The organism is Stutzerimonas nosocomialis (genome assembly GCF_005876855.1).
Lineage (GTDB): Bacteria > Pseudomonadota > Gammaproteobacteria > Pseudomonadales > Pseudomonadaceae > Stutzerimonas > Stutzerimonas nosocomialis.
On record NZ_QLAE01000003.1, the window covers coordinates 135,590 to 160,440 of the forward strand.

The 24,851-nt window shown below is 68.4% G+C and carries 24 protein-coding genes; 11 read left to right on the plus strand and 13 right to left on the minus strand.

Annotated features, from left to right (window positions below):
* Positions 1-7: 7 nt before the first annotated feature.
* Positions 8-208 carry a sulfur carrier protein ThiS gene (gene thiS / locus DN824_RS02775; protein ID WP_138406875.1) on the minus strand — a complete coding sequence of 67 codons (201 nt, stop codon included), beginning with the start codon at positions 206-208 and terminating at the stop codon, positions 8-10.
* A gap of 103 nt (positions 209-311) precedes the next feature.
* Positions 312-695 (minus strand): DUF423 domain-containing protein, encoded by a 384-nt coding sequence (locus DN824_RS02780; protein ID WP_138406876.1) that lies wholly within the window; start codon positions 693-695, stop codon positions 312-314.
* 133 nt (positions 696-828) lie between these two features.
* Between DN824_RS02780 and mtgA the strand changes: the two genes are divergently transcribed.
* Both mtgA and DN824_RS02790 read left to right on the plus strand, forming a co-directional pair.
* The gene (mtgA, locus tag DN824_RS02785; protein WP_138406942.1) at positions 829-1,557 is read left to right on the plus strand and encodes a monofunctional biosynthetic peptidoglycan transglycosylase; all 729 of its coding nucleotides are present in this window, start codon (positions 829-831) and stop codon (positions 1,555-1,557) included.
* Entirely contained in the window at positions 1,557-4,145 is a 2,589-nt protein-coding gene (locus tag DN824_RS02790; RefSeq protein WP_138406943.1) for a CHASE domain-containing protein, read from the plus strand. The genes mtgA and DN824_RS02790 overlap by 1 nt, the downstream gene beginning before the upstream one ends.
* Here the strand turns inward: DN824_RS02790 and DN824_RS02795 are convergent.
* The 5 genes from DN824_RS02795 to ftsY form a co-directional block, all read right to left on the minus strand.
* Positions 4,081-4,740 (minus strand): hypothetical protein, encoded by a 660-nt coding sequence (locus DN824_RS02795; RefSeq protein WP_138406877.1) that lies wholly within the window; start codon positions 4,738-4,740, stop codon positions 4,081-4,083. The two genes, DN824_RS02790 and DN824_RS02795, sit on opposite strands and share 65 nt — an antisense overlap.
* Before the next feature lie 68 nt (positions 4,741-4,808).
* Positions 4,809-5,663 carry an RNA polymerase sigma factor RpoH gene (rpoH, locus tag DN824_RS02800; RefSeq protein ID WP_138406878.1) on the minus strand — a complete coding sequence of 285 codons (855 nt, stop codon included), beginning with the start codon at positions 5,661-5,663 and terminating at the stop codon, positions 4,809-4,811.
* 112 nt (positions 5,664-5,775) lie between these two features.
* On the minus strand, positions 5,776-6,801 hold the full coding sequence (gene ftsX / locus DN824_RS02805) for a permease-like cell division protein FtsX (protein ID WP_138406879.1): 1,026 nt from the start codon (positions 6,799-6,801) through the stop codon (positions 5,776-5,778).
* A complete protein-coding gene (gene ftsE, locus DN824_RS02810; RefSeq protein ID WP_138406880.1) occupies positions 6,801-7,469 on the minus strand; it encodes a cell division ATP-binding protein FtsE in 669 nt (222 codons plus the stop codon). Before ftsE ends, ftsX begins: the two co-directional genes overlap by 1 nt.
* Positions 7,466-8,878 (minus strand): signal recognition particle-docking protein FtsY, encoded by a 1,413-nt coding sequence (gene ftsY / locus DN824_RS02815; RefSeq protein ID WP_138406881.1) that lies wholly within the window; start codon positions 8,876-8,878, stop codon positions 7,466-7,468. The genes ftsE and ftsY overlap by 4 nt, the downstream gene beginning before the upstream one ends.
* A 253-nt stretch (positions 8,879-9,131) precedes the next feature.
* Here ftsY and DN824_RS02820 point away from each other — a divergent pair, with 253 nt between their 5' ends.
* The 7 genes from DN824_RS02820 (at position 9,132) to ggt (ending at position 16,405) form a co-directional block, all read left to right on the plus strand.
* Positions 9,132-10,484 carry a M16 family metallopeptidase gene (locus DN824_RS02820; protein WP_138406882.1) on the plus strand — a complete coding sequence of 451 codons (1,353 nt, stop codon included), beginning with the start codon at positions 9,132-9,134 and terminating at the stop codon, positions 10,482-10,484.
* Positions 10,477-12,003, plus strand: a complete 1,527-nt coding sequence (locus DN824_RS02825; RefSeq protein ID WP_138406883.1) for a M16 family metallopeptidase — start codon at positions 10,477-10,479, stop codon at positions 12,001-12,003. The genes DN824_RS02820 and DN824_RS02825 overlap by 8 nt, the downstream gene beginning before the upstream one ends.
* On the plus strand, positions 12,003-12,599 hold the full coding sequence (gene rsmD / locus DN824_RS02830; protein ID WP_138406884.1) for a 16S rRNA (guanine(966)-N(2))-methyltransferase RsmD: 597 nt from the start codon (positions 12,003-12,005) through the stop codon (positions 12,597-12,599). Before DN824_RS02825 ends, rsmD begins: the two co-directional genes overlap by 1 nt.
* A 36-nt stretch (positions 12,600-12,635) precedes the next feature.
* On the plus strand, positions 12,636-13,688 hold the full coding sequence (locus DN824_RS02835) for a hydrolase (protein ID WP_241663957.1): 1,053 nt from the start codon (positions 12,636-12,638) through the stop codon (positions 13,686-13,688).
* A 131-nt stretch (positions 13,689-13,819) separates the two neighbouring features.
* Positions 13,820-14,302 carry a pantetheine-phosphate adenylyltransferase gene (coaD, locus tag DN824_RS02840; RefSeq protein WP_138406885.1) on the plus strand — a complete coding sequence of 161 codons (483 nt, stop codon included), beginning with the start codon at positions 13,820-13,822 and terminating at the stop codon, positions 14,300-14,302.
* A 138-nt stretch (positions 14,303-14,440) separates the two neighbouring features.
* A complete protein-coding gene (locus DN824_RS02845; protein WP_138406886.1) occupies positions 14,441-14,692 on the plus strand; it encodes a YfhL family 4Fe-4S dicluster ferredoxin in 252 nt (83 codons plus the stop codon).
* 9 nt (positions 14,693-14,701) lie between these two features.
* Positions 14,702-16,405: a gamma-glutamyltransferase gene (gene ggt, locus DN824_RS02850; RefSeq protein WP_414718393.1), complete on the plus strand. Its 1,704-nt coding sequence runs from the start codon at positions 14,702-14,704 to the stop codon at positions 16,403-16,405.
* Between the two features lie 6 nt (positions 16,406-16,411).
* Here ggt and DN824_RS02855 read toward each other — a convergent pair whose 3' ends face one another.
* Positions 16,412-17,266 (minus strand): 23S rRNA (adenine(2030)-N(6))-methyltransferase RlmJ, encoded by an 855-nt coding sequence (locus tag DN824_RS02855; RefSeq protein ID WP_138406887.1) that lies wholly within the window; start codon positions 17,264-17,266, stop codon positions 16,412-16,414.
* Positions 17,267-17,388: 122 nt separating this feature from the next.
* Between DN824_RS02855 and DN824_RS02860 the strand changes: the two genes are divergently transcribed.
* Complete coding sequence (locus DN824_RS02860) at positions 17,389-17,910, plus strand: sterol desaturase family protein (protein ID WP_138406888.1); 522 nt, start codon at positions 17,389-17,391, stop codon at positions 17,908-17,910.
* Here the strand turns inward: DN824_RS02860 and DN824_RS02865 are convergent.
* Genes DN824_RS02865 through fni form a run of 5 tightly spaced genes read right to left on the minus strand, consistent with a single transcriptional unit; the run spans position 17,870 to position 23,798 of the window.
* Positions 17,870-18,796, minus strand: a complete 927-nt coding sequence (locus DN824_RS02865) for a phytoene/squalene synthase family protein (protein ID WP_138406889.1) — start codon at positions 18,794-18,796, stop codon at positions 17,870-17,872. The two genes, DN824_RS02860 and DN824_RS02865, sit on opposite strands and share 41 nt — an antisense overlap.
* Entirely contained in the window at positions 18,793-20,316 is a 1,524-nt protein-coding gene (locus DN824_RS02870) for a phytoene desaturase (RefSeq protein ID WP_138406890.1), read from the minus strand. The genes DN824_RS02865 and DN824_RS02870 overlap by 4 nt, the downstream gene beginning before the upstream one ends.
* Positions 20,313-21,482, minus strand: a complete 1,170-nt coding sequence (gene crtY, locus DN824_RS02875; protein ID WP_138406891.1) for a lycopene beta-cyclase CrtY — start codon at positions 21,480-21,482, stop codon at positions 20,313-20,315. The genes DN824_RS02870 and crtY overlap by 4 nt, the downstream gene beginning before the upstream one ends.
* Positions 21,472-22,761, minus strand: a complete 1,290-nt coding sequence (locus DN824_RS02880) for a glycosyltransferase (protein ID WP_138406892.1) — start codon at positions 22,759-22,761, stop codon at positions 21,472-21,474. Before DN824_RS02880 ends, crtY begins: the two co-directional genes overlap by 11 nt.
* Positions 22,758-23,798, minus strand: a complete 1,041-nt coding sequence (gene fni, locus DN824_RS02885) for a type 2 isopentenyl-diphosphate Delta-isomerase (protein ID WP_138406893.1) — start codon at positions 23,796-23,798, stop codon at positions 22,758-22,760. Before fni ends, DN824_RS02880 begins: the two co-directional genes overlap by 4 nt.
* 119 nt (positions 23,799-23,917) lie before the next feature.
* Between fni and DN824_RS02890 the strand changes: the two genes are divergently transcribed.
* Positions 23,918-24,817, plus strand: coding sequence for a polyprenyl synthetase family protein (locus DN824_RS02890; RefSeq protein ID WP_138406894.1), 900 nt, complete (start codon positions 23,918-23,920; stop codon positions 24,815-24,817).
* The last annotated feature ends 34 nt before the right edge of the window (positions 24,818-24,851 follow it).

Sequence of the window (24,851 nt, forward strand, 5' to 3'; positions counted from 1 at the left end):
GGGCGACTCAGCCGCCACCGATGGCGTGCACGACCTCGACCTGGTCACCTTCGCTCAACGGCGTCTCGGCGTGCAGGCTGCGCGGCACGATGTCCTGGTTGAGTTCGACCGCAACGCGTCGCCCGGTCAGTTCGAGGTGCTGCAACAGATCGGCTACGGTCTGCCCCTGCGTGAGCTCGAAAGGCTCGCCATTCAATTGAATCCGCATGGTCTGATCACTGTCGGAAGGGCCCGCCATTCTACGCGAACCCGGTTCGCGACCAAAGACGAACCTACAGTCATTCGTCCTGCAATTGACGGCCCATGCGTCATCAGGACATCGGCGGGGTCATTCGCCAGGCGACGACGATCAGACAGGCCCAGCCGGCGAGAAAGCTGACACCGCCCAGCGGGGTGATCATGCCCAGCCGGCCGATGCCGCTCAGCGTCAGCAGATACAGGCTGCCGGAAAACAGCACGATGCCCAGGGTGAACAGCCCGCCGGCGATGCCTATCAGGCGGCCCGGCAGGTGCAGGCTCAGGAGGGCGACGCCGAACAGCGCCAGCGCATGGATCAGCTGGTAGTGCACGCCGGTCTGGAATACCGCCAGGTAATCGCTGCTGAGCCGGTTTTTCAGGCCGTGGGCAGCGAACGCACCGAGCGCCACACCGGTCATGGCAAAGAAGGCAGCGAGCATCAGCAGGAGTCGGGTCATTCGATCGGCCTCGGTAAAAGTTGGCGAAAAATGTAATGATCGGACGCGCGCGCCCTGTCATGCAATCTTCGACACGCCAGCCAGCGGTACGCCGCCGGTATAATGCCCCGACCCAGGAAACCGATTGTCCCTCATGCTCCGGACCCTGCTCCGCCGCCTCGTCAAACTGCTGCTCTGGATGGCCGCCCTGTCGGTCGTGCTGGTATTGGTCCTGCGCTGGGTTCCCCCGCCGTTCACCGCGCTGATGATCGAACGCAAGATCGAGTCGTTCGGCAGCGAGCGGAGCCTCGACCTGCAGCGCACCTGGCGCCCCTGGTCGGAGCTTCCGGACGACCTGAAGATGGCGGTCATCGCGGCCGAGGACCAGAAGTTCGCCGAGCACTGGGGCTTCGACCTCGCCGCGATCCGCGCGGCGTTCGAGCACAACGAACAGGGCGGCTCGCTGCGGGGCGCCAGCACGCTGAGCCAGCAGGTGGGCAAGAACCTGTTTCTCTGGTCCGGTCGCAGTTGGGCGCGCAAGGGGCTCGAGGTCTGGTTCACCGCCCTGATCGAACTCCTCTGGCCCAAGCAACGCATCCTCGAGGTCTACCTCAACAGCGTCGAATGGGGCGATGGCATCTTCGGCGCCGAGGCCGCGGCGCGCCATCACTTCAACGTCGGCGCGCCATACCTGTCGACCCAGCAGGCCAGCCAGCTCGCCGCCGTGCTGCCCAACCCGCGCCAGTGGAGCGCCGGCAAGCCCAGCGCCTACGTGACCCGCCGGGCGAGTTGGATCCGCCAGCAGATGCGCCAGCTCGGCGGCAGCCATTACCTGACGCGCCTCGAAGGCGAGCGCCCGAGCTGGTGGCCGTCATGGCTGTAATGGAGCACCCGATCGAGCGCCACGGCCTGCCGCGCGAATCGGGCCCGCAGCCAATCCCCGAACCCCACGGCCTGAGACGCCTGCTGCACAGGCGCAACGCGCTCGCCTGGCTGGTCCTGGCCTTCACCCTGCTGGTGCAGATGATCATCCTCCAGAACCTGCGCGGCAACGAAAGCCGCGCGGCGCAGGAGCAGTTCCAGATGCTCGCCAACAAGGTGACCGAGGCCATCGAGCAGCGCCTCGTCAACCACGAGCAAATCCTGCTCGGCGCCGCCGGCCTGTTCGACGCCAGCGGCGAAGTCGATCGCGACCAGTGGCGTCGCTATGTCGAGCGCCTGCAGCTGACCACACGCTATCCCGGCATCCAGGGCGTCGGCTTCGGCAAGGTGGTGCGCCAGCAGGAGCGCGACGCGCACATCCAGAGCCTGCGCGCCGAAGGCTTTCCCGACTACGACATTCATCCTCCGGGCGAGCGGCCGCTGTACATCAACGTGATCTACCTGGAGCCCTTCGTCGGCCGCAACACCGTGACGCTGGGCTACGACATGTTTTCCGAGCCGGTACGCCAGCAGGCGCTGCTGCGCGCCGCCGAGCTGGGCCTGGCCAGCGTGACCGACAAGGTCACCCTGCGGCAGGAAACCCCGGACAGCACGCAAGCCGGCATCCTGCTCTACGTCCCGGTCTACCGCCCCGGCATGCCGCTGGCGCTGCCGATGCAGCGCATGGAGGCCTTGATCGGCGTCGTCTACAGCCCCTACCGGGTCAGCGACCTGATGCGAGGCATCCTCGGGCCGGCCGATCCGAAGCTCAACCTGACGATCTATTCCGGCGACAGCGAGGCATCCGACGACCTGATCTTCGCCACCGACCGCACCGGCAAGCACAGCCCGCGCTACAGCAGCCTGCAGCACATCCGCCTTTATGGTCAGATCTGGACGCTGCGCCTGGACAGCCAGCCCGAGTTCGAGAACGCCTTCCACGCCAACGAGGCGTTGCTGGTCGTCCTCTGCATCGGCCTGAGCGCCCTGCTGTTCCTGCTGACCTCCTCGCTGACCGTGCGCCGCAGCCGGGCCGAGGCGCTGGCCCGGCAGATGACCGAGCAGATCCGGCGCAACGAGCGGGAACTGCGCCTGAGCGAAGAACGTCTCGCACTGGCGCTCAAGGGCAGCAACGACGGCCTGTGGGACCTGAACCTGCAGACCGGTACCTTCTTCGCGTCCCCGCGCAGCATGCAGATGCTCGGCTACTACCCCGGCGAGCTCGAGTCCGACATGGGGCTGTGGGAGCGGATGATGGTGGCCGATGACCTGGATGCCGAGAGGGAACGCCTGAACCAGACCCTGCAATCGCAACGCGAACACTTCACCAGCGAGCTGCGCCTGCAGCATCGCAACGGCCAGGTGGTGCCGGTGCTGGTGCGCGGTTACGTCCAGCGCGACGGCCAGGGCAAGCCGCAGCGGGTGAGCGGCACCATCATGGACCTGACCGAGCACAAGCGCGTCGAACAGCTGAAGAACGAGTTCGTCTCCACGGTCAGCCACGAACTGCGCACACCGCTGACCTCCATCGCCGGCGCCCTGGGCCTGATCAACGGCGGCGTGCTCGGCGAGGTTCCCGCCCCGATGCAACAGCTGCTGGAGATCGCCCACCGCAACAGCCTGCGCCTGAAGCACCTGATCAACGACCTGCTGGACATGGAAAAGATCGCGGCCGGCAAGATGAGCTTCAACCGCCGCGAGCATGCCCTGCGCGACCTGCTGGAAGAGGCGCTGGCCAGCAACCAGTCGTTCGCCGCCCAGCACGGGGTGCACTGCACGCTGGAGGCGCAGACCCGCCCGGCACGCGTCTGGGTCGACGGGCTGCGGCTGCAGCAGGTGCTGGCCAACTTCCTCTCCAACGCCATCAAGTTCTCGCCGCCCGGTGGAGAAGTGCGCCTGCAAAGCGCCGTCAACGAGGACGTGGTACGCATCAGCGTCATCGACCAGGGCCCCGGCATACCCGACAGTTTCCGCCAGCGGATCTTCCAGAAGTTCGCCCAGGCCGACAGTTCCGACAGCCGCGAGAAAGGCGGTACCGGGCTGGGCCTGGCGATCAGCAAGGAACTGATCGAACGCATGGGCGGCAGCCTGGGTTTCGAGTCCGTAGTGGGCCGAGGGGCGACCTTCTGGTGCGAGCTCCCGGTGCTCGACGACCCCGTCCCGGATGCCGGCAACGACCAACCGCGGCTGCTGGTCATCGAGGACGAACCGGACACCGGCCGCCTGCTGCACCTGATGCTGCGCAACGCCGGCTACGGCGTCGACCGTGTCGAGAGCCTGCACCAGGCACGGGAAAAGCTGGCCCAGATGCACTACCTCGCGGTGACCCTAGACCTGCACCTGCCCGACGGCAATGGTCGTCAACTGATCGACGAGATGCGCAAGGACTCGGCCACGCGCGCGATCCCGATCATCGTCATCTCGGCCGCCAACAGCCTCGACCAGCAACAGCCGCAACCGGGCGTCATCTGGCTGCACAAACCGATCAGCGATGCTCAGTTGCTGGCGGCAGTCGAGCGGGCACGGCAGTCGGCGTCTCCCCTTCCCTGACCTCGCCGAGGGCGGCTCGCGGCGTGACCCGCAGCCAGTCCAGGGTCCCGTCGCGCACCATCAGGGTCATGCCCCGCTGCGGATAGAACCAGCCCTCGCCCTGCCCCAGCGCGTAGCGCATTCGCGGCTCGCCCAGGCTGGCGACGAGGTCGCGAACCGGGACCGGCTCGGCGGGCGTCAGGACCACGTCCGCCAGCCGGCGGGCCGACATCGCCTGCATCACCGTGTCGGCCAGTCGCTGCGGCGAGGCATCGGCGCCGCTGGCCTGCGCCAGACTGGCCCGCTCGTGATCCTCCAGTTGCAGCTCGCCTAGCAGATCGAGCGATGGCTCGGCCGCGGCAAGGCGCCCGCCATAGCTCAGCACGACCCGGCCTTCTTCGCGCCGCACCCACAACGCTCCTTCCGGCGCCTGCTCACGCAGGCCCTGCAGGGTCAGCTGCCCGGCGGCCATCGGCTCGAACAGCGGGCCCTGCAGCTCGGTCAGCCAGGCCACCGGCGAGCCCTGGCGGAAGAAGGCCAGCCAGAGCCCAAGGGCAAAACAGCAAACGCCCAGTACGGCGAAGAACAGCAGGTGAGCAGGACGAAACGGCAACATGGCAAACTCCGGACAACAAAAAGGGCCGCCCGGACGGTGTCCGGGCGGCCCTGCTACGGATGCGGCGATCAGGCCTGGATGGAGCCCTTGAGCTTGTTCATCGCGTTCTTTTCCAGCTGACGGATGCGCTCGGCCGAGACGTTGTACTTGGCGGCAAGATCGTGCAGCGTCGCCTTGTCGTCGCTGAGCCAGCGCTGCTGCAGGATGTCGCGGCTGCGCTCGTCGAGCCGCTCGAGCGCCTCGTGCAGGCTGGAGGTGGAATTGTCGCTCCAATCGGCGTCCTCGAGCTGACGCGCCGGGTCGTAGCGATGGTCTTCCAGGTAGTGCGCCGGCGACTGGTAGGCGCTGTCGTCGTCGGCATCGGCCGCCGGATCGAATGCCATGTCGTGGCCGGTGAGCCGGCTTTCCATTTCGCGTACTTCGTGGGGCTCGACGCCGAGGCTGTCGGCCACCGCGGTGACCTCGTCGTTGTTCAGCCACGCCAGACGCTTCTTCTGGCTGCGCAGGTTGAAGAACAGCTTGCGCTGCGCCTTGGTGGTCGCCACCTTGACGATGCGCCAGTTGCGCAGGATGAACTCGTGGATTTCCGCCTTGATCCAGTGCACGGCAAAGGACACCAGGCGCACGCCCATCTCGGGATTGAAGCGCTTGACCGCCTTCATCAACCCGACGTTGCCTTCCTGGATCAGGTCCGCCTGAGCCAGGCCGTAGCCGGCGTAGCTGCGTGCGATGTGTACGACGAAACGCAGGTGCGCAAGCACCATCTGCCGGGCGGCATCCAGATCCTGATCGTAATAGAGACGCTCGGCCAGCTCGCGCTCCTGCTCGACGGTGAGCAGCGGGATGCTGTTGACCGTCTGCACGTAGGCCTCGAGGTTCGCCCCCGGGACCAGTGCGTGAACAGGTTGCAGTGAAGTTGTCATGCAGATCCTCCAACTCACGAAGCTGCAGCAGTTTAGCATTGAGCCATCGGACTGCAAGCCTGTGGAAAAGTTCCGCGCCACGCCCAATTAGCGCAACGATATCAATAAGTTATCAGCGAGGCGCCAGTTCGCTCAGGTGACGGGCAACGGCCAGCCAGGCACCGATGTAGCCGAGCAGCACCGCCCCCAGCACCAGCGAGAATCCATCTCCCGAGGGCACCCCCGACAAGCCGAAGTCGCTGCCGTAGAGGCCGGCCAGCCGCACCACGGCCTCGTTCAGCCAGCCCAGTCCGTAGGCCAGCACCAGCCAGGCCAGCAGGCCGGCGCCGAGGCCGTAGATCGCGCCCATATAAAGGAAGGGGCGGCGCACGTAACCGTCGGTCCCGCCCACCAGCTTGACCACTTCGATCTCGGTGCGGCGGTTCTCGATGTGCAGCCGAATGGTGTTACCGATCACCAGCAGCAAGGTGGCGACCAGCAGCAGCGTGAGGCCGAACACGAAGCGGTCGCCCAGCCGCAGGATGGCGCTCAGGCGCTCGACCCACAGCAGGTCCAGCTGCGCCTGCTGCACGCCCGGCATCTCGGCCAGCTGCTGGCGCAGGGCTTCGAGCTTGTCCCTGTCGACTTCGTGGGGGGTGACCAGGATCACCCCGGGCAGCGGGTTGTCGGGCAGCTCCTTGAGCGCCTCGCCAAGGCCGGACAGCTGCTGGAACTCCTCCAGCGCACTCTCGCGGCTGATCCACTGCGCCTCTTCGACGTCGGGCATGGCGTCGATCTCGGCCCTCAGGGCCTCGCCCGCGGCGCTGTCGACATCCAGCTGCATGAACAGCGAGATCTGCGCCGCACGCTGCCAGGAGCCGCCAAGCCGCTCGACGTTGTCCAGCAACAGGGCCAGCCCCATCGGCAGGCTCAGGGCGACGGCCATCACCAGGCAGGTGAAGAAGCTGCCGATCGGCTGCTTGCCGAGCCGGCGCAGGCTGTCGACCAGACTGGCGCGGTGGCTTTCGAGCCAGGCATGCAGCAGCGCTTTGAAGTCCGGCTCGTCCGGGTTTCTCGGTGGCTTGCTCGGCTTGACCGAACCGCCCACCCGCTCGGCCGTGCTGGACGCCTTGGACTTGCGATCAGGTGTAGCGCTCATCAGCTGGCCTCCCCGTCGCCGATCAGACGGCCGCGCTGCAGCGTCAGCATGCGGTGGCGCATACGGGCGATCAGCGCAAGGTCATGGCTGGCGATCAGCACGGTAGTGCCCAGCCGGTTGATGTCTTCGAACACGCCCATGATTTCCGCGGCGAGCCGTGGGTCGAGGTTGCCGGTAGGCTCGTCGGCCAGCAGCAATGCCGGCCGGTGCACCACGGCGCGCGCAATGCCGACGCGTTGCTGCTGGCCGGTCGACAGGTCGGCCGGGTACTGGGTGGCCTTGTCCTTGAGGCTGACGCGCTCGAGCGCGGTCATGACCCGCTGGCCGATCTCGCGCTTGCCGAGCCCGAGGATCTGCAGCGGCAAGGCCACGTTGTCGAACACCGTGCGATCGAACAGCAGCTGGTGGTTCTGGAACACCACGCCGATCTGCCGCCGCAGGAACGGAATCTGCGCATTGGTGATGCGCGACAGGTCCTGGCCGGCCAGCAGCAGCTTGCCGGTGGTCGGGCGCTCCATCGCCAGCAGCAGGCGCAGCAGCGTGCTCTTGCCGGCGCCGGAATGCCCGGTGACGAAAAGGAATTCGCCCCGCTGCGCATGGAATGACAGCTCGTGCAGACCAATATGGCCGTTCGGGTAGCGTTTGCCGACCTGCTCGAAGCGAATCATGAACGCTCCGCGAACAGCGCGCTGACGAAGGCCTGCGCCTCGAAGGTGCGCAGGTCGTCGATGCCCTCGCCGACGCCGATGAAGCGGATCGGCGTGCCGAACTGCTTGGCCAGGGCGAAGATCACGCCGCCCTTGGCGGTGCCGTCCAGCTTGGTCAGCGCCAGCCCGGTCAGCTCCACGGCCTGGTTGAACTGGCGCGTCTGGTTGATCGCGTTCTGCCCGGTGCCGGCGTCGAGCACCAGCAGCACCTCGTGGGGCGCGGTCTCGTCGAGCTTGCCGATCACCCGACGGACCTTTTTCAGTTCCTCCATCAGGTTGTCCTTGGTATGCAGGCGCCCGGCGGTGTCGGCGATCAGCACGTCGATGCCGCGCGCCTTGGCCGCCTGCACCGCATCGAAGATCACCGAGGCGGAGTCGGCGCCAGTGTGCTGCGCGATCACTGCGATGTTGTTGCGCTCGCCCCACACCTGCAGCTGCTCGACGGCAGCCGCGCGGAAGGTATCGCCCGCCGCGAGCATGACCTTCTTGCCGTCGCGCTGCAGTTTCTTGGCCAGCTTGCCGATGGTGGTGGTCTTGCCGACGCCGTTCACGCCGACCACCAGGATCACGTAGGGCTGCTTGGCCGAATCGACCTGCAGCGGCTGCTCGACCGGTTTCAGCAGCGCCGCCAGTTCCTCCTGCAGGGCCTTGTAGAGCGCGCCGCTGTCGGCGAGCTCCTTGCGCGCCACGCGGCGGGTGAGGTTCTGGATGATGGCGGTGGTCGCCTCGACGCCAACGTCGGCGGTCAGCAGCCGCGTCTCCAGCTCCTCGAGCAGGTCGTCGTCGATGGCCTTCTTGCCGAGAAACAGGCTGGCCATGCCTTCGCCAAGGCTGGCGCTGGTCTTCGACAGGCCCTGCTTGAGGCGTGCGAAGAAGCCTGCGCGGGCCGGTTCGGACTCCGCCACAGGCGAAGGCTCAGCGGGTGAAGGCTCGGACGGCTCGCTCGACGCGAGGGCTGGCGTGCTCTCGATCGGCGGTTCGGGCGGCTCGGCGGGCGCAGTCGGCTCACTGCCCTTGAACAACCCGAAGAAACCCGAGCGGGCCTCGGCTTCGGCCTTGACCGAAGGGACCGGCGTGACGGGCAGCTCCGGCTCGGGCTCGAACACCGGCTCCGGCTCGGCGTACGGCTCCGGCTCGGTTTCGGGCTCAGGCGCCGCGAATTCAGACTCGGCGAGCGGAGCCGCCTCGGCCTGCAGAGGCTCGTGCGCCTCTGCCGCCAGCGGAGCCTCGGGCTGCTCGCCGGGAGCGTCCTGCGGCGCTTCGACCGGTTCTGCCGCGGGCGCCTCGGGCTTCCTGCGCAGCCAGCCGAACAGGCCTTTCTTTTCGCCGGCCTCGGCCGGCGTCTTCTTGTCGTCGTTGGAACCAAACATGGAGAAGACTTTCTCAAAGGGCGAAACGCCAGCAGGCGCGCCGCTGGCCAAATGGGGGAATATCCTAGCACCTCACCGGGCGCCAGCGCTAAGCCGGGCCTCGACCGGCGCCTGTATGACGCCATCGGCGCCGGCATGTTCCGGCGTCACCTCGCCGCAGCCCTTTGCCTGGTACGCTCGCGCCTTTACCATGACCGCGCATTCACGGAGCCCGCATCGAACGATGCGGCCTGCAACCGAACGAGTCCTGTCTATGCCTTCGATGCTACGCCGTGCCGTGCTGTTGTTCGGCACCCTCTGCCTGCCTTTGCTGGCGATCGCAGCCGAGCCGCAACCGACCCATGAGTTCTTCCTCGACAACGGCCTGAAAGTCATCGTGCGCGAGGACCACCGCGCGCCGGTGGTGGTCTCGCAGCTCTGGTACAAGGTCGGCTCCAGCTACGAGACGCCCGGCCAGACCGGCCTGTCCCACGCCCTGGAACACATGATGTTCAAGGGCAGCCGCAAGCTGGGGCCAGGCCAGGCTTCACGCATCCTGCGCGAGCTGGGTGCCGAGGAAAACGCCTTCACCTCCGACGACTACACCGCCTATTACCAGGTGCTGGCGCGGGACCGCCTGGCCGTTGCCTTCGAGCTGGAGGCCGACCGCCTGGCCAGCCTCAGGCTGCCGGCCGACGAATTCGCCCGCGAAATCGAGGTGATCAAGGAAGAGCGGCGCCTGCGCACCGACGACAGGCCCAGCGCGCTGGCCTTCGAGCGCTTCAAGGCCATGGCCTACCCGGCCAGCGGCTACCACACGCCCACCATCGGCTGGATGGCCGACCTGGAGCGGATGACGGTCGAGGAGCTGCGCGCCTGGTACGAACAGTGGTACGCGCCGAACAACGCCACCCTGGTGGTGGTCGGCGATGTCACCGTGGATGAAGTCCGCGGCCTGGCCGAGCGCTATTTCGGGCCGATCGAAAAACGCGCCGTGCCCATGGCCAAGGTGCCGCTGGAGCTCGCCGAGCCGGGCGAGCGGCGCCTGACGCTGCACGTCAGGACACAGCTGCCGAGCCTGATGATGGCGTTCAACGTGCCGGGCCTGGCGACTACCGACGATCCGCGCGAGATCCATGCCCTGCGGCTGATCTCGGCGTTGCTCGACGGCGGCTACAGTGCCCGCCTGCCCTCGCGCCTGGAGCGCGGCGAAGAACTGGTCACCAGCGCTTCGGCCTGGTACAGCGCCTACCCGCGCGGCGACAGCCTGTTCGTGCTCGGCGCCTCGCCGAACCTGCAGAAACAGCGCAGCCTGGAAGACGTCGAAGCCGGCCTCTGGCGCGAACTCGACCTGCTGAAGCAGCAACCGCCGTCGCCCGAGGAGCTCGAGCGGGTTCGCGCCCAGGTGATCGCCGGACTGGTCTACGAGCGCGACTCGATCACCGAACAGGCCACCACCATCGGCCGCCTGGAAACGGTCGGCCTCTCCTGGCGACTGATGGACGAAGAACTCAGCGCACTCGAAGCCGTCACCCCCGAGGACATCCAGCAGGCCGCGCGGACCTACTTCACCCGCTCGCGCCTGAGCGTCGCCCATGTTCTGCCCGAGGAGTCCCGCGATGAGTAAGCGCCACCTGCGCCACGGGCTGTCCGGCCTGTTGCTGCTGATCCTGGTCGGGCTGCTCGCCTGGAGCGCCAATCGCCCGGCCCATGCCCCGGCCGAAACACCCGCCGAACCGCAAACGGGGGTCCAAGTCCCGGTGCCGGCCGACGAGTCCGCCGTGGAGCAGATTCCCCTGGAGTCGCTCGCCGAGCTCGGCGACCAGCCGTTGGCCCGGCGTACGCTGGACATCCAGAGCTGGCAGACCGCCGAAGGCGCCAAGGTGCTGTTCGTGCAGGCGCCGGAGCTGCCGATGTTCGATCTGCGCCTGACCTTCGCCGCCGGCAGCAGCCAGGACGGCGACACGCCCGGCCTGGCCCTGCTGACCAACGCGATGCTCAACGAGGGCGTCGAAGGCCGGGACGTCACCGCGATCGCCGAGGGCTTCGAAGGGCTCGGCGCCGAGTTCGGCAACGGCTCCTACCGCGACATGGCCGTAGCCAGCCTGCGTAGCCTGAGCGAGCCCGGCAAGCGCGGCGCGGCGCTGGAACTGTTCGGCCAGGTGGTCGGCCACCCGACCTTCCCAGAAGACTCGCTGCAACGCATCAAGAACCAGCTGATGGCCAGTTTCGAGCTGCAAAAGCAGAACCCGGGCAAGCTGGCCAGCCTCGAACTGTTCAAACAGCTCTACGGCGATCACCCCTACGGCAGCCCCAGCGAAGGTACGCCCGCCTCCATCCCGGGTATCAGCCGCGAGCAGCTGCAGGCCTTCCATGCCCGGGCGTACGCGGCTGGCAATGCGGTGATCGCCCTGGTCGGCGACCTCAGCCGCGAAGAGGCGCAAGCGATCGCCGCGCAGGTCTCGGGCAGCCTGCCGAAAGGCGAAGCCCTGCCGACGACGCCTGCGCCGGCAGCCCCCGAGCCGGGCGTCCACGCGATAGAGTTCCCCTCCAGCCAGACCCACCTGCTGCTGGCCCAGCTCGGCATCGAGCGCGGCGATCCGGATTACGCGGCCCTCTACCTGGGCAACCAGATCCTCGGCGGCGGCGGTTTCGGCACCCGCCTGATGGAGGAAGTCCGCGAGAAGCGCGGCCTCACCTACGGCATCTATTCGGGCTTCAGTCCGATGCGCAGCAACGGCCCGTTCATGATCAGCCTGCAGACCCGCGCGGACCTGGCGCAGGGCTCGCTGGAGCTGGTCCAGCGCCTGGTGCGCGAATTCCTCGCCGACGGCCCGACCCAGGCCGAGCTCGAGCGCAGCAAGCGCGAGATCGCCGGCAGCTTCCCGCTGTCGACGGCCAGCAATGCCGACATCGTCGGCCAGCTGGGCAGCATCGGCTTCTACGACCTGCCGCTGACCTACCTGGAGGACTTCATGCAACAGGTCCAGGAGGTCACGGTCGAACAGGTCAGGGAGGCGATGAACAAGCACCTTGAGGCCGACGGCTTCGTCATCGTCACGGCCGGGCCCAGCGTCGAGCAGAAGGAACTGCCGCCGCCCAGCGACCAACCCATCGAACAGCCCAGCGGCGTTCCGGAGCACTGATGGCGACTCCACCGATCCGACCCAGCGCCCGTGGCGGCCAGGGCCAGCTACGCATCATCGGCGGCGACTGGCGCAGCCGCCGCTTCTCCTTTCCCGATGCCGAGGGCCTGCGGCCGACGCCCGACCGGGTGCGCGAGACGCTGTTCAACTGGCTGGCGCCCTACCTGTCCGGCGCCCGGGTGTTCGACCTGTTCACCGGCAGCGGCGCACTCTACCTGGAAGCCCTTTCCCGTGGCGCCGGCATGGCCCTGGCGCTGGACGTCAACGCCAACGCCATCGCCAGCCTGCGCAAGCACCTGGACACGCTCAGCTGCGGCAACGGCCAGCTGCTGCAGAGCGACGCCCTGCGCTACCTGGAAACCCAGCACGCGACGCCGTTCGACCTGGTCTTCCTCGACCCGCCGTTCAACAAGAACCTGCTGCTGCCGGCCTGCCAGCTGCTCGAAGACAAGGGCTGGCTGGCCGATCACGCCTGGGTCTACACCGAAAGCGAGGCGCCCGCCTCGAGCCTCGGCCTGCCGGGCAACTGGCGCCTGCACCGGGAGAAGCAGGCCGGCCAGGTGTTCTACTCGCTCTGGGAACGATCCGCGCCCTGAGCCGCCGTCCGGCCCTGCCCGCATAACGGAGCCCCTGTGACACTGGCACTCGACCTCGACCCCACGCACGACGCCGACGCGCCCTTCGAGCCGGCCTGGTGGCTGCCGGGTCCGCACCTGCAGACCCTGTGGAATCCGTTCTTTCGCAAGGCCGCCCCGCTGGAGCGGCGCCGCGAGCGGATGTGGCTGGCCGACGGCGACTTCATCGACCTCGACTGGCACGGCCCGCACGACGCCGAGTCGCCGCTGGTGCTCGTCCTGCACGGGCTGACCGGCTCGTCCAGCTCGCACTACGTACTGGGCCTGCAGCGGCGCCTGGCGGCGATGCGCTGGTCCAGCGTCGCGATCAACTGGCGCGGCTGCTCGGGCGAACCGAACCTGCTGCCGCGCGCCTACCATTCGGGCGCCAGCGACGACCTGGCCGAAGTCATCGCCCACGTGCAGGCCGCCCGCCCGATGGCGTCGCTGCAGGCGGTGGGCTATTCGCTGGGCGGCAACATCCTGCTCAAGTACTTGGGCGAAACGGGTGATCAGTGCCCGCTGCAACGTGCCGTCGCCGTCTCGGTCCCCTTTCGCCTGGACCAGTGCGCCGACCGCATCAGGCTCGGTTTCTCCAGGGTCTACCAGGCGCATTTCATTCGCGAGCTGGTCGCCTACGTGAAGAACAAGCAGCGCCTGTTCGCTCACCAGGGCTACGCGGACCGCCTGGCGGCGCTGGACGGGCTGGGCCCGCTGTCGGACATGCGCACCTTCTGGGATTTCGACGGCCGGGTCACCGCCCCGCTGCACGGTTTCGCCGACGCCCAGGACTATTATCGCCAGGCCTCGAGCCGCTATTACCTGGGCCGGATTCGTGTGCCGACGCTGCTGATCCAGTCCGCCGACGACCCCTTCGTGTTCCGCCACAGCGTGCCCGAGCCCGGGGAGCTGTCGCCCAGCACGACGCTGGAGCTGCATGCCAGGGGCGGTCACGTGGGCTTCGTCGAGGGCAGCCCGCTGCGCCCCGGCTATTACCTGGAACGGCGCATTCCCGGCTGGCTGGCGGCGGGGTGCGGACGCCCCTGGAACGACCTGCCGCCAGCGGACTGAACGCCCGCGCGACCGAGCGCCGCCTCCGCCGAAGTTTTCCAGCAGCTCGCCGCAGGTTGTTCCAGACTTTACGCTGTCGATATCGAGCCGCTACCATCCAGCCCCCCACGGACCTCCTCAAGGACGTCGCGATGAATCGAGTGCTGTATCCGGGAACCTTCGATCCCATCACCAAAGGCCACGGCGATCTGGTCGAGCGCGCCGCACGCCTGTTCGATCACGTGATCATCGCCGTCGCGGCAAGCCCACGGAAGAACCCGCTGTTTCCGCTGGAACAACGTGTCGAGCTGGCGCGTGAAGTCACTCGCCATCTGCCCAACGTGGAGGTCGTAGGGTTCTCCAGCCTGCTGGCGACCTTCGCCAAGGAGCAGAACGCCAACATCCTTCTGCGCGGCCTGCGGGCGGTGTCGGACTTCGAGTACGAGTTCCAGCTGGCGAACATGAACCGCCATCTGGCGCCGGAACTCGAAAGCCTCTTCCTGACCCCGTCGGAGAAGTACTCCTACATCTCCTCGACGCTGATCCGCGAGATCGCCCGCCTGGGCGGCGACATCAGCAACTTCGTCCACCCCACCGTGATGGACGCGCTGCACAAGCGCTACAGCCAGCCGTAAGCGCGGCGGCCCAGGCTCGCGTCGCTCGCCGGCGCTGCCTTTGGGCGCCCGCAGGTGCACGGCGGGCGACGATGCGGCACAATTCGCGCACCGTTTTTACCTGTGCCATGGCCGCGCGCCGTGGCAGGAGTCTGCTGGATGTCCCTGATAATCACCGATGACTGCATCAACTGCGATGTGTGCGAGCCGGAATGCCCGAACAACGCCATCTCCCAGGGTGAGGAAATCTACGTCATCGATCCCAACCTCTGCACCGAGTGCGTCGGCCATTACGACGAACCCCAGTGCCAGCAGGTCTGCCCTGTCGACTGCATCCCCCTCGACCAGAACAACGTCGAGACCAAGGACCAGCTGATGCAGAAATACCTCATCATCACCGGCAAGGCCTGATCCGTGCCGTTGCCGGTGGTTCGCTCCGCCCGGCAATGGCTGCTCGGCCTGTGCATCGCCTCCCTGGCGCTGGCAGCCGCCGCCCAGGGCCAGGCGCCCGGCCAGGGCGCCGTCGCCACACCCCACCCACTGGCAAGCGACGTCGGCCAGCGGATTCTCCAGGCCGGCGGCAACGCCTTCGACGCGGCCGTGGCGATCAGCGCCGCGCTCGCGGTGGTCGAGCCCTACGGCTCGGGCATTGGCGGTGGCGGCTTCTTCCTGCTGCGCGAAGCCGGGCAACCGACCCGTTACCGATTCCTCGACGCCCGTGAGCGGGCGCCTCTGGCCGCGACCGCCGATCTCTACGTACGGGACGGCAAGGCCCGTCGCGACCTGTCCCTCGACGGCCCACTGGCAGCGGCGATTCCCGGCACGCCCGCTGCCTGGGACGACCTGGCGAGCCGCTACGGCCGCCTGCCGCTGGCCACCAGCCTGGCGCCGGCGATCGCGCTGGCCCGCGACGGTTTCCAAGTCGATGCGGTTTATCGCGAACGGGCCGGGTGGCGGCTGTCGGCGCTGCGGGACGACCCGGAGAGCGCGCGGATCTTCCTCGTCGAGGGGGAGCTGCCCGCGCTGGGCCATAGGCTGCGCCAGCCGGAACTGGCCGAGACCCTCGAGGCCCTGGCCGCCCACGGCAGCGACGCGTTCTATCGCGGCCCGCTGGCCGGAAAGCTGGTCGCCGGCGTCAGCGCGGCCGGGGGGATCTGGTCCGAACAGGATCTTTCCGACTATCGCAGCGTGGAGCGCGAACCGCTGCGCGTCGCGCTGGCCGAGGGCCGCGAGCTGATCAGCGCGCCTCCGCCGTCGGCCGGTGGCGTGGCCCTGGCGCAGAGCCTGGGTCTGCTCGAGCGGCTCGACTGGCAGGCCGCCCAGCCGCCGCTGCGCCAGCACCTGGTCATCGAGGCGCTGCGCCGCGCCTACCGCGACCGGGCCCTGCTCGGCGACCCCGACTTCACCGACAACCCGCTGCAGCAGCTGCTCGCGCCGGCCTACCTGGACCGACTCGCAGACGAGATCGACCCGCAGCGCGCCACGCCCAGCGCCGAGCTGCCGCCGGCTCCGGCCTGGCGCGAGGGCGAGAACACCACCCACTTCGCCGTCATCGATGCCGAGGGCAATGCGGTCGCCGCCACCCTGTCGCTCAACTTCATGTTCGGCGCCGCCTTCACGGTGCCCGGCACCGGCGTGCTGCTGAACAACGAAATGGACGACTTCGCTGCCGACCTGTCCGGCAGCAATGCCTATGGCCTGGCCGCCAGCCAGGTCAACGCCATCGCCGGCGGCAAGCGCCCGCTGTCGAGCATGAGCCCCACCTTCATCGAAGGGCCGGCGGACTTCGCGACGTTCGGCACCCCGGGCGGCAGCCGGATTCCCAGCATGGTGCTGCTCTCGGCACTGTCGCACCTCGGCGGGGAGCCGGCCGGGACCTGGGCGGCCACGCCGCGCTATCACCACCAGTACCTGCCGGACGTGGTCGAGTACGAAGCCGGGGCATTCGATGCCAGGCAGATCGAAGCGCTCGAAGCGCTGGGCCACCGGCTCAAACCGATGGAGCGCGCCTACGGCAACCAGCAGGTGCTGCACTGGGACAAGCGTACCGGCGCCCTCGAGGCGGCCAGCGACCCGCGAGGCATCGGCCGCTCGTTGCGAGTACCGGCCGCGGCGCCGCGCTGAGCGGCGTTACTTCGCCCCTTCCTCGATCAGCCAGTCCAGCCGCCAGCCACCCTCGCTCTGCGCCAGCCGGGCGGCCAGCCAGGGCAACAGCTCGCGCAGCTGCTCTTCGAGCCCCCAGGGCGGATTGGAAATCGCCAGCCCCGAGCCATTGAGGCGACCGGCATCGTCGGCCGGATGCACGTAGAGCTCGGCACGCAGCAGTTTCGGCGCGCCGCTCCTGGCCAGGTCCTGGTAGAAGCGGCGCAGCTGGCGCTCATCCTTGATCGGGTACCAGATCACCCCGACCGTCTGGCGCATGCGCCCATGAGCTTCGTTGAGCGCCTCGACGCAGCGGCTCAACTCGTCGGCCTGCTCGAACGGCGGGTCGATCAGCAGCACCACGCGCTTTTCGGCGGTGGGCATCAGCGCACGCGGCACGTGCCACCCCTCGCCCAGATGGACCGCCACACGCCGGTCGCCGGCCATGTTGTCCTTGAGCAGAAGGCCGTCTTCGGGATGCTTTTCGTTGAGCTGCAGGCGGTCCTGCTCACGGCTCAACCGCCGAGCCAGCTCGGGCGAGCCGGGGTAGTAGCGCAGCTGGCCATCGGGGTTGAGCGCCCTGACCACCTCCAGGTAAGGCGCCAGCGCCGCCGGCGCCGCCGGCGCCTCCTCCAGCGCCCAGAGCCGGCCGATGCCCTGCTGCCATTCGCCGGTACGGCTCGCCTGGTCGCCGGCCAGGTCGTAGAGGCCGACCCCGGCATGGCTGTCCAGATACGCCAGCGGCGCATCCTTGCGGCCCAGCAGGACGAACAGCTGGCTGAGCACGAGGTGCTTGAAGACGTCGGCATGGTTGCCGGCATGAAAGGCGTGGCGGTAGTTCATCGAAGGCTCCTGGCAAGCCGCGCATTGTAGCGCCCCGCCACGGATGCGGTCAGGCGTCGCGCGGCGCTCAACAGGCCAGGGCGACGGGCGTAGACTGAGACATCGGTCCGAAGGCTCCCACCATGACGCTGCTGCTCAATTCGCTGGTGTTTTTCGCAACCCTCGCCGGGATGGAACTGTTCGCCTGGTGGGCGCACAAGTACGTGATGCACGGCTGGGGCTGGGGCTGGCATCGCTCCCACCACGAGCCGCGCACCGGCTGGTTCGAGAAGAACGACCTCTACGCCGTGGTGTTCGCCGGGATCGCGATCGTGCTGATCGCCCTGGGCACCGCCGGATACAGCCCGCTCGAATGGGTTGGCGCCGGGATGACGGCCTATGGGTTCTTCTACTTCGTCGCCCACGACGGCCTGGTGCATCACCGCTGGCCGCTGCGCTACGTGCCGCGCAACGGCTACCTCAAGCGGCTCTACCAGGCGCACCGGCTGCACCATGCGGTCGAAGGCAGGGAGCGCTGCGTCTCGTTCGGCTTTCTCTACGCGCCGCCGGTGGCCGTGCTGCGCCAGCAGCTGCGCGAACTGCACGGCGGGCGACTGCGCCGCGCTAGCGAGGCCGGCTCCACAGACCGGCAGGACGCGGCCTGACCTTCATCCAGCGAGAAGCCAGCGCCGTCCCGGCACCGCCGAGCAGAAAGCACAGCTTCTGCGCGCGACTGGTCGACACCCGGCTATCCCAGGCATGGGCGCCGCGTGCCTTGACTTCGATACCGATCTGTCGATAGACCGCATGGGCGGTCGCGATCGACCACGCCGAGCGCAACGGCAGGTCGGCGAGCCCCTGCAGCGCCGAGGCGTAATAGGGTTCGGCCAGGTCCACCAGCCGCGCCGCCAGCACGGCCAGGGCCCGCCGATGTCGCGGCTCGGCCAGCTCGCTGGCGGGCACCCCGACCTCGGCGAGCCATTCGGCCGGCAGGTAGACCCGGCCGATGGCCGCGTCCTCGACGATGTCACGCGCGATATTGGTGAGCTGGAAGGCAAGCCCCAGGTCGCAGGCGCGATCGAGCGTGGCCTCGTCCTCGGCGCCCATCACCCGCGCCATCATCAGCCCCACCACGCCGGCGACCCGGTAGCAGTAGAGCAGCGTGTCGTCGAGGGACTGGTAATGCAGGTCCTCGACGTCCATGCGAAACCCTTGCAGATGCTCCAGCGGATACCGCCTCGGGATCGCATGGCGCTGCACCACCGCCTGGAACGCGGCGAATGCGGGATCGCTCATCGGCCGGCCTCGATACGCCTGCTCGGTGAGTTCCACCAGTTCGGCCAGGCGCGTCTGGCCTGCCGAGCGATCGCCCGCCTGCTGCCCATGCCCGAGCACCTGCCCGTCGATCACGTCGTCGCAATGCCGGCACCAGGCATAGAGCATCACCGCGCTCTGCCGGGTGCGCTCGTCGAACAGCCTGGCGGCCGCGGCGAAGCTCCGGGAGCCGAGGTTGATCGCCTGGGTCGAGTGACTGACAACCTGCTCGTTCATGGCCGTACGCCCTGCTGCAGCGCTTCGAGCATCAGCCCCGCCGTGGCCTTGGCCGAGCCGACAACGCCCGGCACGCCGGCGCCCGGATGGGTGCCGGCGCCGACGACGTAGAGATTGGGGATCTTGTCGTCGCGGTTGTGGGGGCGGAACCAGGCGCTCTGGGTGAGGATCGGCTCCAGCGAGAAGGCCGAGCCCAGGTGCGCGTTGAGCTCGTCGCGAAAATCGTGCGGCGTGAAGATCCGATGGGTCACCAGATCCTCGCGCAACCCCGGCAGGTAGTGGCGCTCCAGGTAGTCGAAGATCCGGTCGCGATAACGCGGCCCCTCGACGGCCCAATCGATGTCGGCCGTGCCCAGGTGCGGCACTGGCGCGAGTACGTAGTGGCTGGCGCAGCCTTCGGGCGCGAGCGACGGATCGGTCACGCAGGGCGCATGCAGGTAGAGCGAGAAATCGTCGGCCAGCGTCTCGCGCCGGAAAATGTCGTCGATCAGCTCACGATAGCGCGGCCCGAAGCAGACCGTGTGGTGCTGCAGGTGCGGGTGACGGCGCTTGAGGCCGAAGTGGATGACGAACAGCGACATCGAGAAGCGCTTCTTCGACAACCGCGCCGCCTCCTGCCGGCCGCGCGGCTCGTGCCTCAGCAGCGCCTTGTAGGTATGCACCACGTCGGCATTGGAGGCGGCGGCATCGGTGTCGAAGCGGCGCCCGTCCTCGGTGACCACGCCACTCACCCTACCACCCTCAAGGTCGATCCGCGCCACCGGCGCCTCGAGCTCCAGATGCCCACCCAGATCCTGGAACAGCCGCACCATGGCGTTGACCAGCGCCCCGGTGCCGCCCCGGGGAAACCACACCCCGCCCTGGCGCTCCAGCGCGTGGATCAGGGCATAGATCGACGAGGTTTCGAACGGGTTGCCGCCCACCAGCAGGGAGTGGAACGACAGCGCCTGGCGCAACTGGTCGTCCTCGATGAAGCGGGCCACCATGCCGTAGACGCTGCGCCAGGCCTGAAGTTTGGCGAGCTGGGGCCCGGCGTTGATCATGCTGCGAAAGGATAGGAACGGCACGCTGCCGAGCTTGACGTAGCCCTCCTCGTAGACCGCACGCGAATAATCGAGAAAGCGCCGGTAACCGTCCACGTCGCGCGGGTTCTTCGCGCCGATCTGGCGATCCAGCTCCGCCTGGTCATTGACGTAGTCGAAGCGGTAGCCGTCTTCCCAGCACAGCCGGTAGAACGGGCTCACCGGGAGCAACTCCACGTAGTCGGCCATGCGCTTGCCCGCCAGGGTGAACAGCTCCTCGAGGGCCGCCGGATCGGTGATCACCGTGGGGCCGGCATCGAAGGTGAAACCCTGATCGTGCCAGACGTACGCGCGGCCGCCCGGCTTGTCGCGCTTCTCCAGCACGGTGGTCTGCACGCCGCCGGCCTGCAGGCGGATCGCCAGGGCCAGGCCGCCGAAGCCGGCGCCGATGACCACCGCGCGCCTGGGCGCGGATCCAACGCGTTCGAATCTACTCATCGGGAGCCCTTGAGGTGCAGGTTGCCGGCGGCCAGCGCACGCATCGCCTCGCCGACCGGAACCGGAGGTTTGCCGGAAACGATGCGCAGCCGGTCCCAGGGGGTCAGGCGCGCCGCATAGAAGCGCTGGATCAGCGGCTCGCGCAGCCGGTAGAAACGCTGCATGACCTGCCAGCGACGGTCCGGCCGCCCGGCCATGAACAGCATGCGGTTGAGCAGCCGGAAGAACCGGCGTTCACGCCATTGCCGCCGCGCATGCGCGCCGATGGCCGCGCACAGCTCGGCACTGGCCCAGCGGTCGAGCGCGAGCAGGTGGTCGGCCAGGCGCACCGCATCGGGGAGCGAATAGCCGGTGGTCGGATGAAACAGGCCGGCCGACAGGCCGCTCAGGGGCACGCCGTTGGCCTCGCGCCAGAACGCCTCCATGTCCCCCGACAGCACGATGGGCAGCACGCCCTGCTCTTCCCGCTCGATCCCGCTGATGCGCCAGCCCTGGGCAGCGGCGTAAGCGGCGATGTTGTCGCGCAGGGCTTCGGGCGCGACCGCCTCGCCGTCGGCGTAGTAGGTGTCCTCGATCAGCAGGCGGTCGGCGGCAAGCGGCAGCACGTAGATGAACCGGTAGCCGTCGTGCTGGGCCACGCTCGCGTCCATCAGGATCGGCCCGCCCAGGCCATGGGGCGCGGCGAGTCGCACCTCCTGGCCGAGAAATTTCTGAAAGCCCAGGGCCAGATGACGGCTGCGGCGCACGCCCCGGCCGTCGATCACCGCGGGCGCCCTCAGCACCTCGCCGCCCGCCAGCACCACCCGCTGCGGCTCCACCGTTGCCACCTCGGCATCGAGGCGCACGGCATCGCCCAACCGCTCCGTCAGGCACCGATGGAACTGGCCGGACAGCAGCGAGGCATAGCCGCTGCGCAGCGCTCGCCGCAGCTGGGGAAAGATGACCCGGTAGTGATCCCAGCGCTGCGAGACCAGTGGGGCGATCCAGGCATGCTGGGCTGCGCTCAGGTCATGCTCATGAAACGACCAGGTGTGATTGCCGCCGAGCACCGGACCCTGTTCGAGGAGCAACACCCGCAGCCCCGGCCGTGCCTCGTGCAGCCGCCAGGCGAGCAGGCCGTTCGCCAGGCCGCCACCGACGAGGATGAGGTCGGCATCAAAGGTCATCGACACCCCTCACCAGCGGCCGGTTGCGCCTGACCGCCGCTTCGATCAGATCAGCGGCGCGCGGCGCACCGCCGGACAGCCGAACGTCGCGCCCCAGAGCGCCGGCACGCTCGCGAAAGCCCGGCTCGCCCAGCAGCCGCGACAGGGCGCTGCAAAGGCTGCGACCGCGGGCGAGCCGATGGTTCAGGCGCAGGCCGACGCCCGTGTATTCGACCCGCGCGGCCACGCCGGGCTGGTCGAAGGCGATCGGCAGCGCCAGCACCGGAACGCCGGCTTCCAGCGCATCGAGCACGGTATTGAGCCCGGCGTGGGTGATCACCGCCTGGGCGTTGGCCAACACCGCGCGCTGCGGCGCGAAGTCCGTCACCCAGGTCGCGCCGTCCTGGTACAGCCGCTGCTCCTGGCGGCCGTCCAGCCCGCCGCAGTGGGCCAGCAGCAACTGCACGTCAAGCTCACGACAGGCCCTGGCGATGCGCTGGAACAACCCGAAACGGTGCCCCTGGAGGGTGCCGAGGGACGCGAACACGAAGGGCCGGCGCGCTTCGATGGGCACGTTCAACGGCGGCTCGTCCCGCAGCGGCAGGCGCAGCGGGCCCACCGCATGGACATGATCCGGCAGCGCCTGGCGGGGAAAATCGAAGCCGGCCGGTGTCTGGCTTATCTGCAGCAAGGGCGAGAGGCATTCGCTGAGGGTCTGGCGCGGCACCAGGCCGAACGCTTCGGCGTGGGCCGCGATCACGTCGCCGTGGGGCCGCATCATCCAGTCGTAGACTCGGGCGCTGTGCAGGTTGAGCTGCTCGCCCCAGGGCGTCGCCTGGTAGCGCCAGGGCATCACCGGCAACGGCACCCGCGGCTCGCGGTTGAACGGCAGCGCGCAGGCGACCGAGACATAGGGCAAGCCCAGCGATTCGGCCACCAGCGCGCCGGCGGGCTCCATCTGGTCGGCGATCACCGCCTCCACGCCCAGGCTCGACAGCACCAGCGGCGCTTCGCGGCAGAGCATGTCGGTCGCGGTCGCCAGGTCGGCGATCACCCTCTTGAGTCCCCATGGCCCGCCGGGGTTGGCGGCACGGGATATGATCGCCCGCATCGAACCGGGCGGATGGCTGGCGGCACCCACCGCGGCGAACTGCAGTCCGGGATGACTCAGGGCAGCGCGAACGTCGGCCTGCTGGATGAAGGTCAGCCGGTGCCCGCGCCCGATCAGTTCGCAGGAAATCGCTTCGAGGGCGCGCAGATGGCTGTGAAAAGGAGGCGCGATGACGGCGAAATGCGTCATCGCGCACCATCGGTCAGCAGCGGCGCTCGGGACAGCGCGGCCAGGTTCGCCGAACCGGTGCAGAAACAGGCCACGCGCAGCTGCTGGATCAGCACCTGGAAGTGCTCGATGACCGCCTCGGGGCCAAGCAGCGCGGCATCCAGGACTCCGGCGGCCTGGCCGACCAGGTTGGCCCCCAGACGAATCGCCTTGGCCGCATCGACGCCATCGCGAATGCCGCCGGAGGCGATCAGCGTCGTTCCCGGACACTCCTGACGCACCCGTTGCAGCGCCAGCGCAGTGGGAATTCCCCAGCCCGCGAACGCCTGGGCGATCGCCCGCTGTTGCGGGTCGGCGGCGCGCTCGGCCTCCACGGCCGCCCAGCTGGTGCCGCCGGCCCCGGCGATGTCGAGCACCGACACCCCGGCCTCGACCAGCTGCCGCGCCACCCGGGGCGACAGCCCGGCGCCCACCTCCTTCACCACCAGGGGCACGTCGAGCTTGGCGGCCAGCCGCTTGATGGCAGACAGCACGCCGCGCCAGTCGCGGTCTCCACCCTGCTGAACGGCCTCCTGCAACGGGTTGAGATGAATGATCAGCGCATCGGCCTCGATCATCCCGACCGCGCGGCGCGCCTGGTCCAGGCCATAGCCGGCCACCAGCTGCGCGGCGCCGATGTTGGCGAGCAGCGGCACGCTCGGCGCCAGCTGACGCAGGTGTCGGGTCAGCCCCTGGTCGGCCTCGGTTTCCAGCGCGATGCGCTGCGAGCCGACCGCCAGCGCTATCCCCAACGTCTCGGCGGCCACCGCCAGGCTATGGTTGATCTGGACGGCACGCGCCGCGCCGCCGGTCATCGAGCTGATCAGCAGCGGCGCCGCCAGTCGGCGACCGAGCAGCGAGGCGCCGAGATCCACCTGATCCAGATGCAATTCCGGCAGCGCGCAGTGCTCGAACGCCACCCCGTCGAAGCCGGTCGAGGCCACCCGACGCGCCCGCAGCGGGTCGAGCACGATATCGAGATGGTCGTTCTTGCGTGTCGCCAGAAGCTCTTCGTTCATGGTCCGCTCCCAGTCCACTGACCTAATGTTGACGTTCGAGGTCTCTAATGGTGCCGATACTTGTACAGCCTGTACAAGATATCAGGCTCACTGCGGTCATCCACCGGGAGGCGTATCCAATGGCACTGTCTGTTTCAGACCCGCATCCGGATTTCAGGCAAGCCCTCGGAGCGCTCCGTACCCGTGTCGATACCCGGCTCGGCGAGCTGCTGCCCAGCCCGACGCACCCGCAGGATTCCATTGCCGCCGCCATGCGCGAAGGCGCTCTGGCACCCGGCAAACGGATACGCCCACTGCTGTTGCTGCTCGCCCTGCAGGACCTCGACCAGCTCGACGAAGGCGCCTTCGATGTCGCCTGCGCGCTGGAAATGATCCACGCCGCCTCCCTGTTTCTGGACGACATGCCCTGCATGGACGACGCCAGCCTGCGCCGCGGTCGGCCGACCATCCATGTACAGTTCGGTGAAGACGTCGCGATCCTTGCGGCCGTCGCCCTGCTCAGCCATGCCTTCAGCGTAGCGGCCTGCGCGCCGGGCGTCGCACATCCGGTGCGGACGCGGATGGTTTGCCTGCTGTCCCAGGCGATAGGCCCCCAAGGCCTGGTGCGCGGCCAGTACGTCGACCTGCGCGAGGGGCGCCAGCAGCGCTCGCTGGACGCCATCGCCAGCGCCAACCAGCTCAAGACCGGCTCGCTGTTCACCGCTGCCGTGGAAATAGCGGCGCTGCTGGGTCGCTGCGATGCCCTGCAGCGCAAGCTGCTGTTCGGCTTCGCGGTCGAACTGGGGCACGCCTTCCAGCTGCTCGACGACCTCGACGACAGCCTGGGCAGCCATCAGACCGGCAAGGACAGCGGCAAGGACGAAGGCAAGTCCACCGTCGTGTCCCTGCTCGGCGCCGACCACACCCGCCAGCGTCTGAAGGAGCACCTCCACCGCGCCGAAGGCCAGCTGGCGCGACTGGGCCTGGCCGGCGGATGGTTGCATCAGCTGCTCGAATGCCTGTTCGCGCGGGCGCGCTGAGCCATCACGCCGCCCGTGTTAGACCTTCATCAGT

Excerpts from the sequence above, each read along its gene's own strand:
- DN824_RS02860 (WP_138406888.1), top strand. The coding sequence starts at position 17,389 with ATGACGCTGCTGCTCAATTCGCTGGTGTTTTTCGCAACCCTCGCCGGG.
- DN824_RS02855 (WP_138406887.1), bottom strand. The coding sequence starts at position 17,266 with ATGAACTACCGCCACGCCTTTCATGCCGGCAACCATGCCGACGTCTTC.
- DN824_RS02890 (WP_138406894.1), top strand. The coding sequence starts at position 23,918 with ATGGCACTGTCTGTTTCAGACCCGCATCCGGATTTCAGGCAAGCCCTC.
- fni (WP_138406893.1), bottom strand. The coding sequence starts at position 23,798 with ATGAACGAAGAGCTTCTGGCGACACGCAAGAACGACCATCTCGATATC.
- mtgA (WP_138406942.1), top strand. The coding sequence starts at position 829 with ATGCTCCGGACCCTGCTCCGCCGCCTCGTCAAACTGCTGCTCTGGATG.
- crtY (WP_138406891.1), bottom strand. The coding sequence starts at position 21,482 with ATGACCTTTGATGCCGACCTCATCCTCGTCGGTGGCGGCCTGGCGAAC.
- rpoH (WP_138406878.1), bottom strand. The coding sequence starts at position 5,663 with ATGACAACTTCACTGCAACCTGTTCACGCACTGGTCCCGGGGGCGAAC.
- DN824_RS02865 (WP_138406889.1), bottom strand. The coding sequence starts at position 18,796 with ATGAACGAGCAGGTTGTCAGTCACTCGACCCAGGCGATCAACCTCGGC.
- DN824_RS02820 (WP_138406882.1), top strand. The coding sequence starts at position 9,132 with ATGCCTTCGATGCTACGCCGTGCCGTGCTGTTGTTCGGCACCCTCTGC.
- ftsE (WP_138406880.1), bottom strand. The coding sequence starts at position 7,469 with ATGATTCGCTTCGAGCAGGTCGGCAAACGCTACCCGAACGGCCATATT.
- ftsX (WP_138406879.1), bottom strand. The coding sequence starts at position 6,801 with ATGAGCGCTACACCTGATCGCAAGTCCAAGGCGTCCAGCACGGCCGAG.
- DN824_RS02795 (WP_138406877.1), bottom strand. The coding sequence starts at position 4,740 with ATGTTGCCGTTTCGTCCTGCTCACCTGCTGTTCTTCGCCGTACTGGGC.
- DN824_RS02845 (WP_138406886.1), top strand. The coding sequence starts at position 14,441 with ATGTCCCTGATAATCACCGATGACTGCATCAACTGCGATGTGTGCGAG.
- ftsY (WP_138406881.1), bottom strand. The coding sequence starts at position 8,878 with ATGTTTGGTTCCAACGACGACAAGAAGACGCCGGCCGAGGCCGGCGAA.
- coaD (WP_138406885.1), top strand. The coding sequence starts at position 13,820 with ATGAATCGAGTGCTGTATCCGGGAACCTTCGATCCCATCACCAAAGGC.
- rsmD (WP_138406884.1), top strand. The coding sequence starts at position 12,003 with ATGGCGACTCCACCGATCCGACCCAGCGCCCGTGGCGGCCAGGGCCAG.
- DN824_RS02880 (WP_138406892.1), bottom strand. The coding sequence starts at position 22,761 with ATGACGCATTTCGCCGTCATCGCGCCTCCTTTTCACAGCCATCTGCGC.
- DN824_RS02870 (WP_138406890.1), bottom strand. The coding sequence starts at position 20,316 with ATGAGTAGATTCGAACGCGTTGGATCCGCGCCCAGGCGCGCGGTGGTC.
- DN824_RS02780 (WP_138406876.1), bottom strand. The coding sequence starts at position 695 with ATGACCCGACTCCTGCTGATGCTCGCTGCCTTCTTTGCCATGACCGGT.
- thiS (WP_138406875.1), bottom strand. The coding sequence starts at position 208 with ATGCGGATTCAATTGAATGGCGAGCCTTTCGAGCTCACGCAGGGGCAG.
- DN824_RS02825 (WP_138406883.1), top strand. The coding sequence starts at position 10,477 with ATGAGTAAGCGCCACCTGCGCCACGGGCTGTCCGGCCTGTTGCTGCTG.
- DN824_RS02790 (WP_138406943.1), top strand. The coding sequence starts at position 1,557 with ATGGAGCACCCGATCGAGCGCCACGGCCTGCCGCGCGAATCGGGCCCG.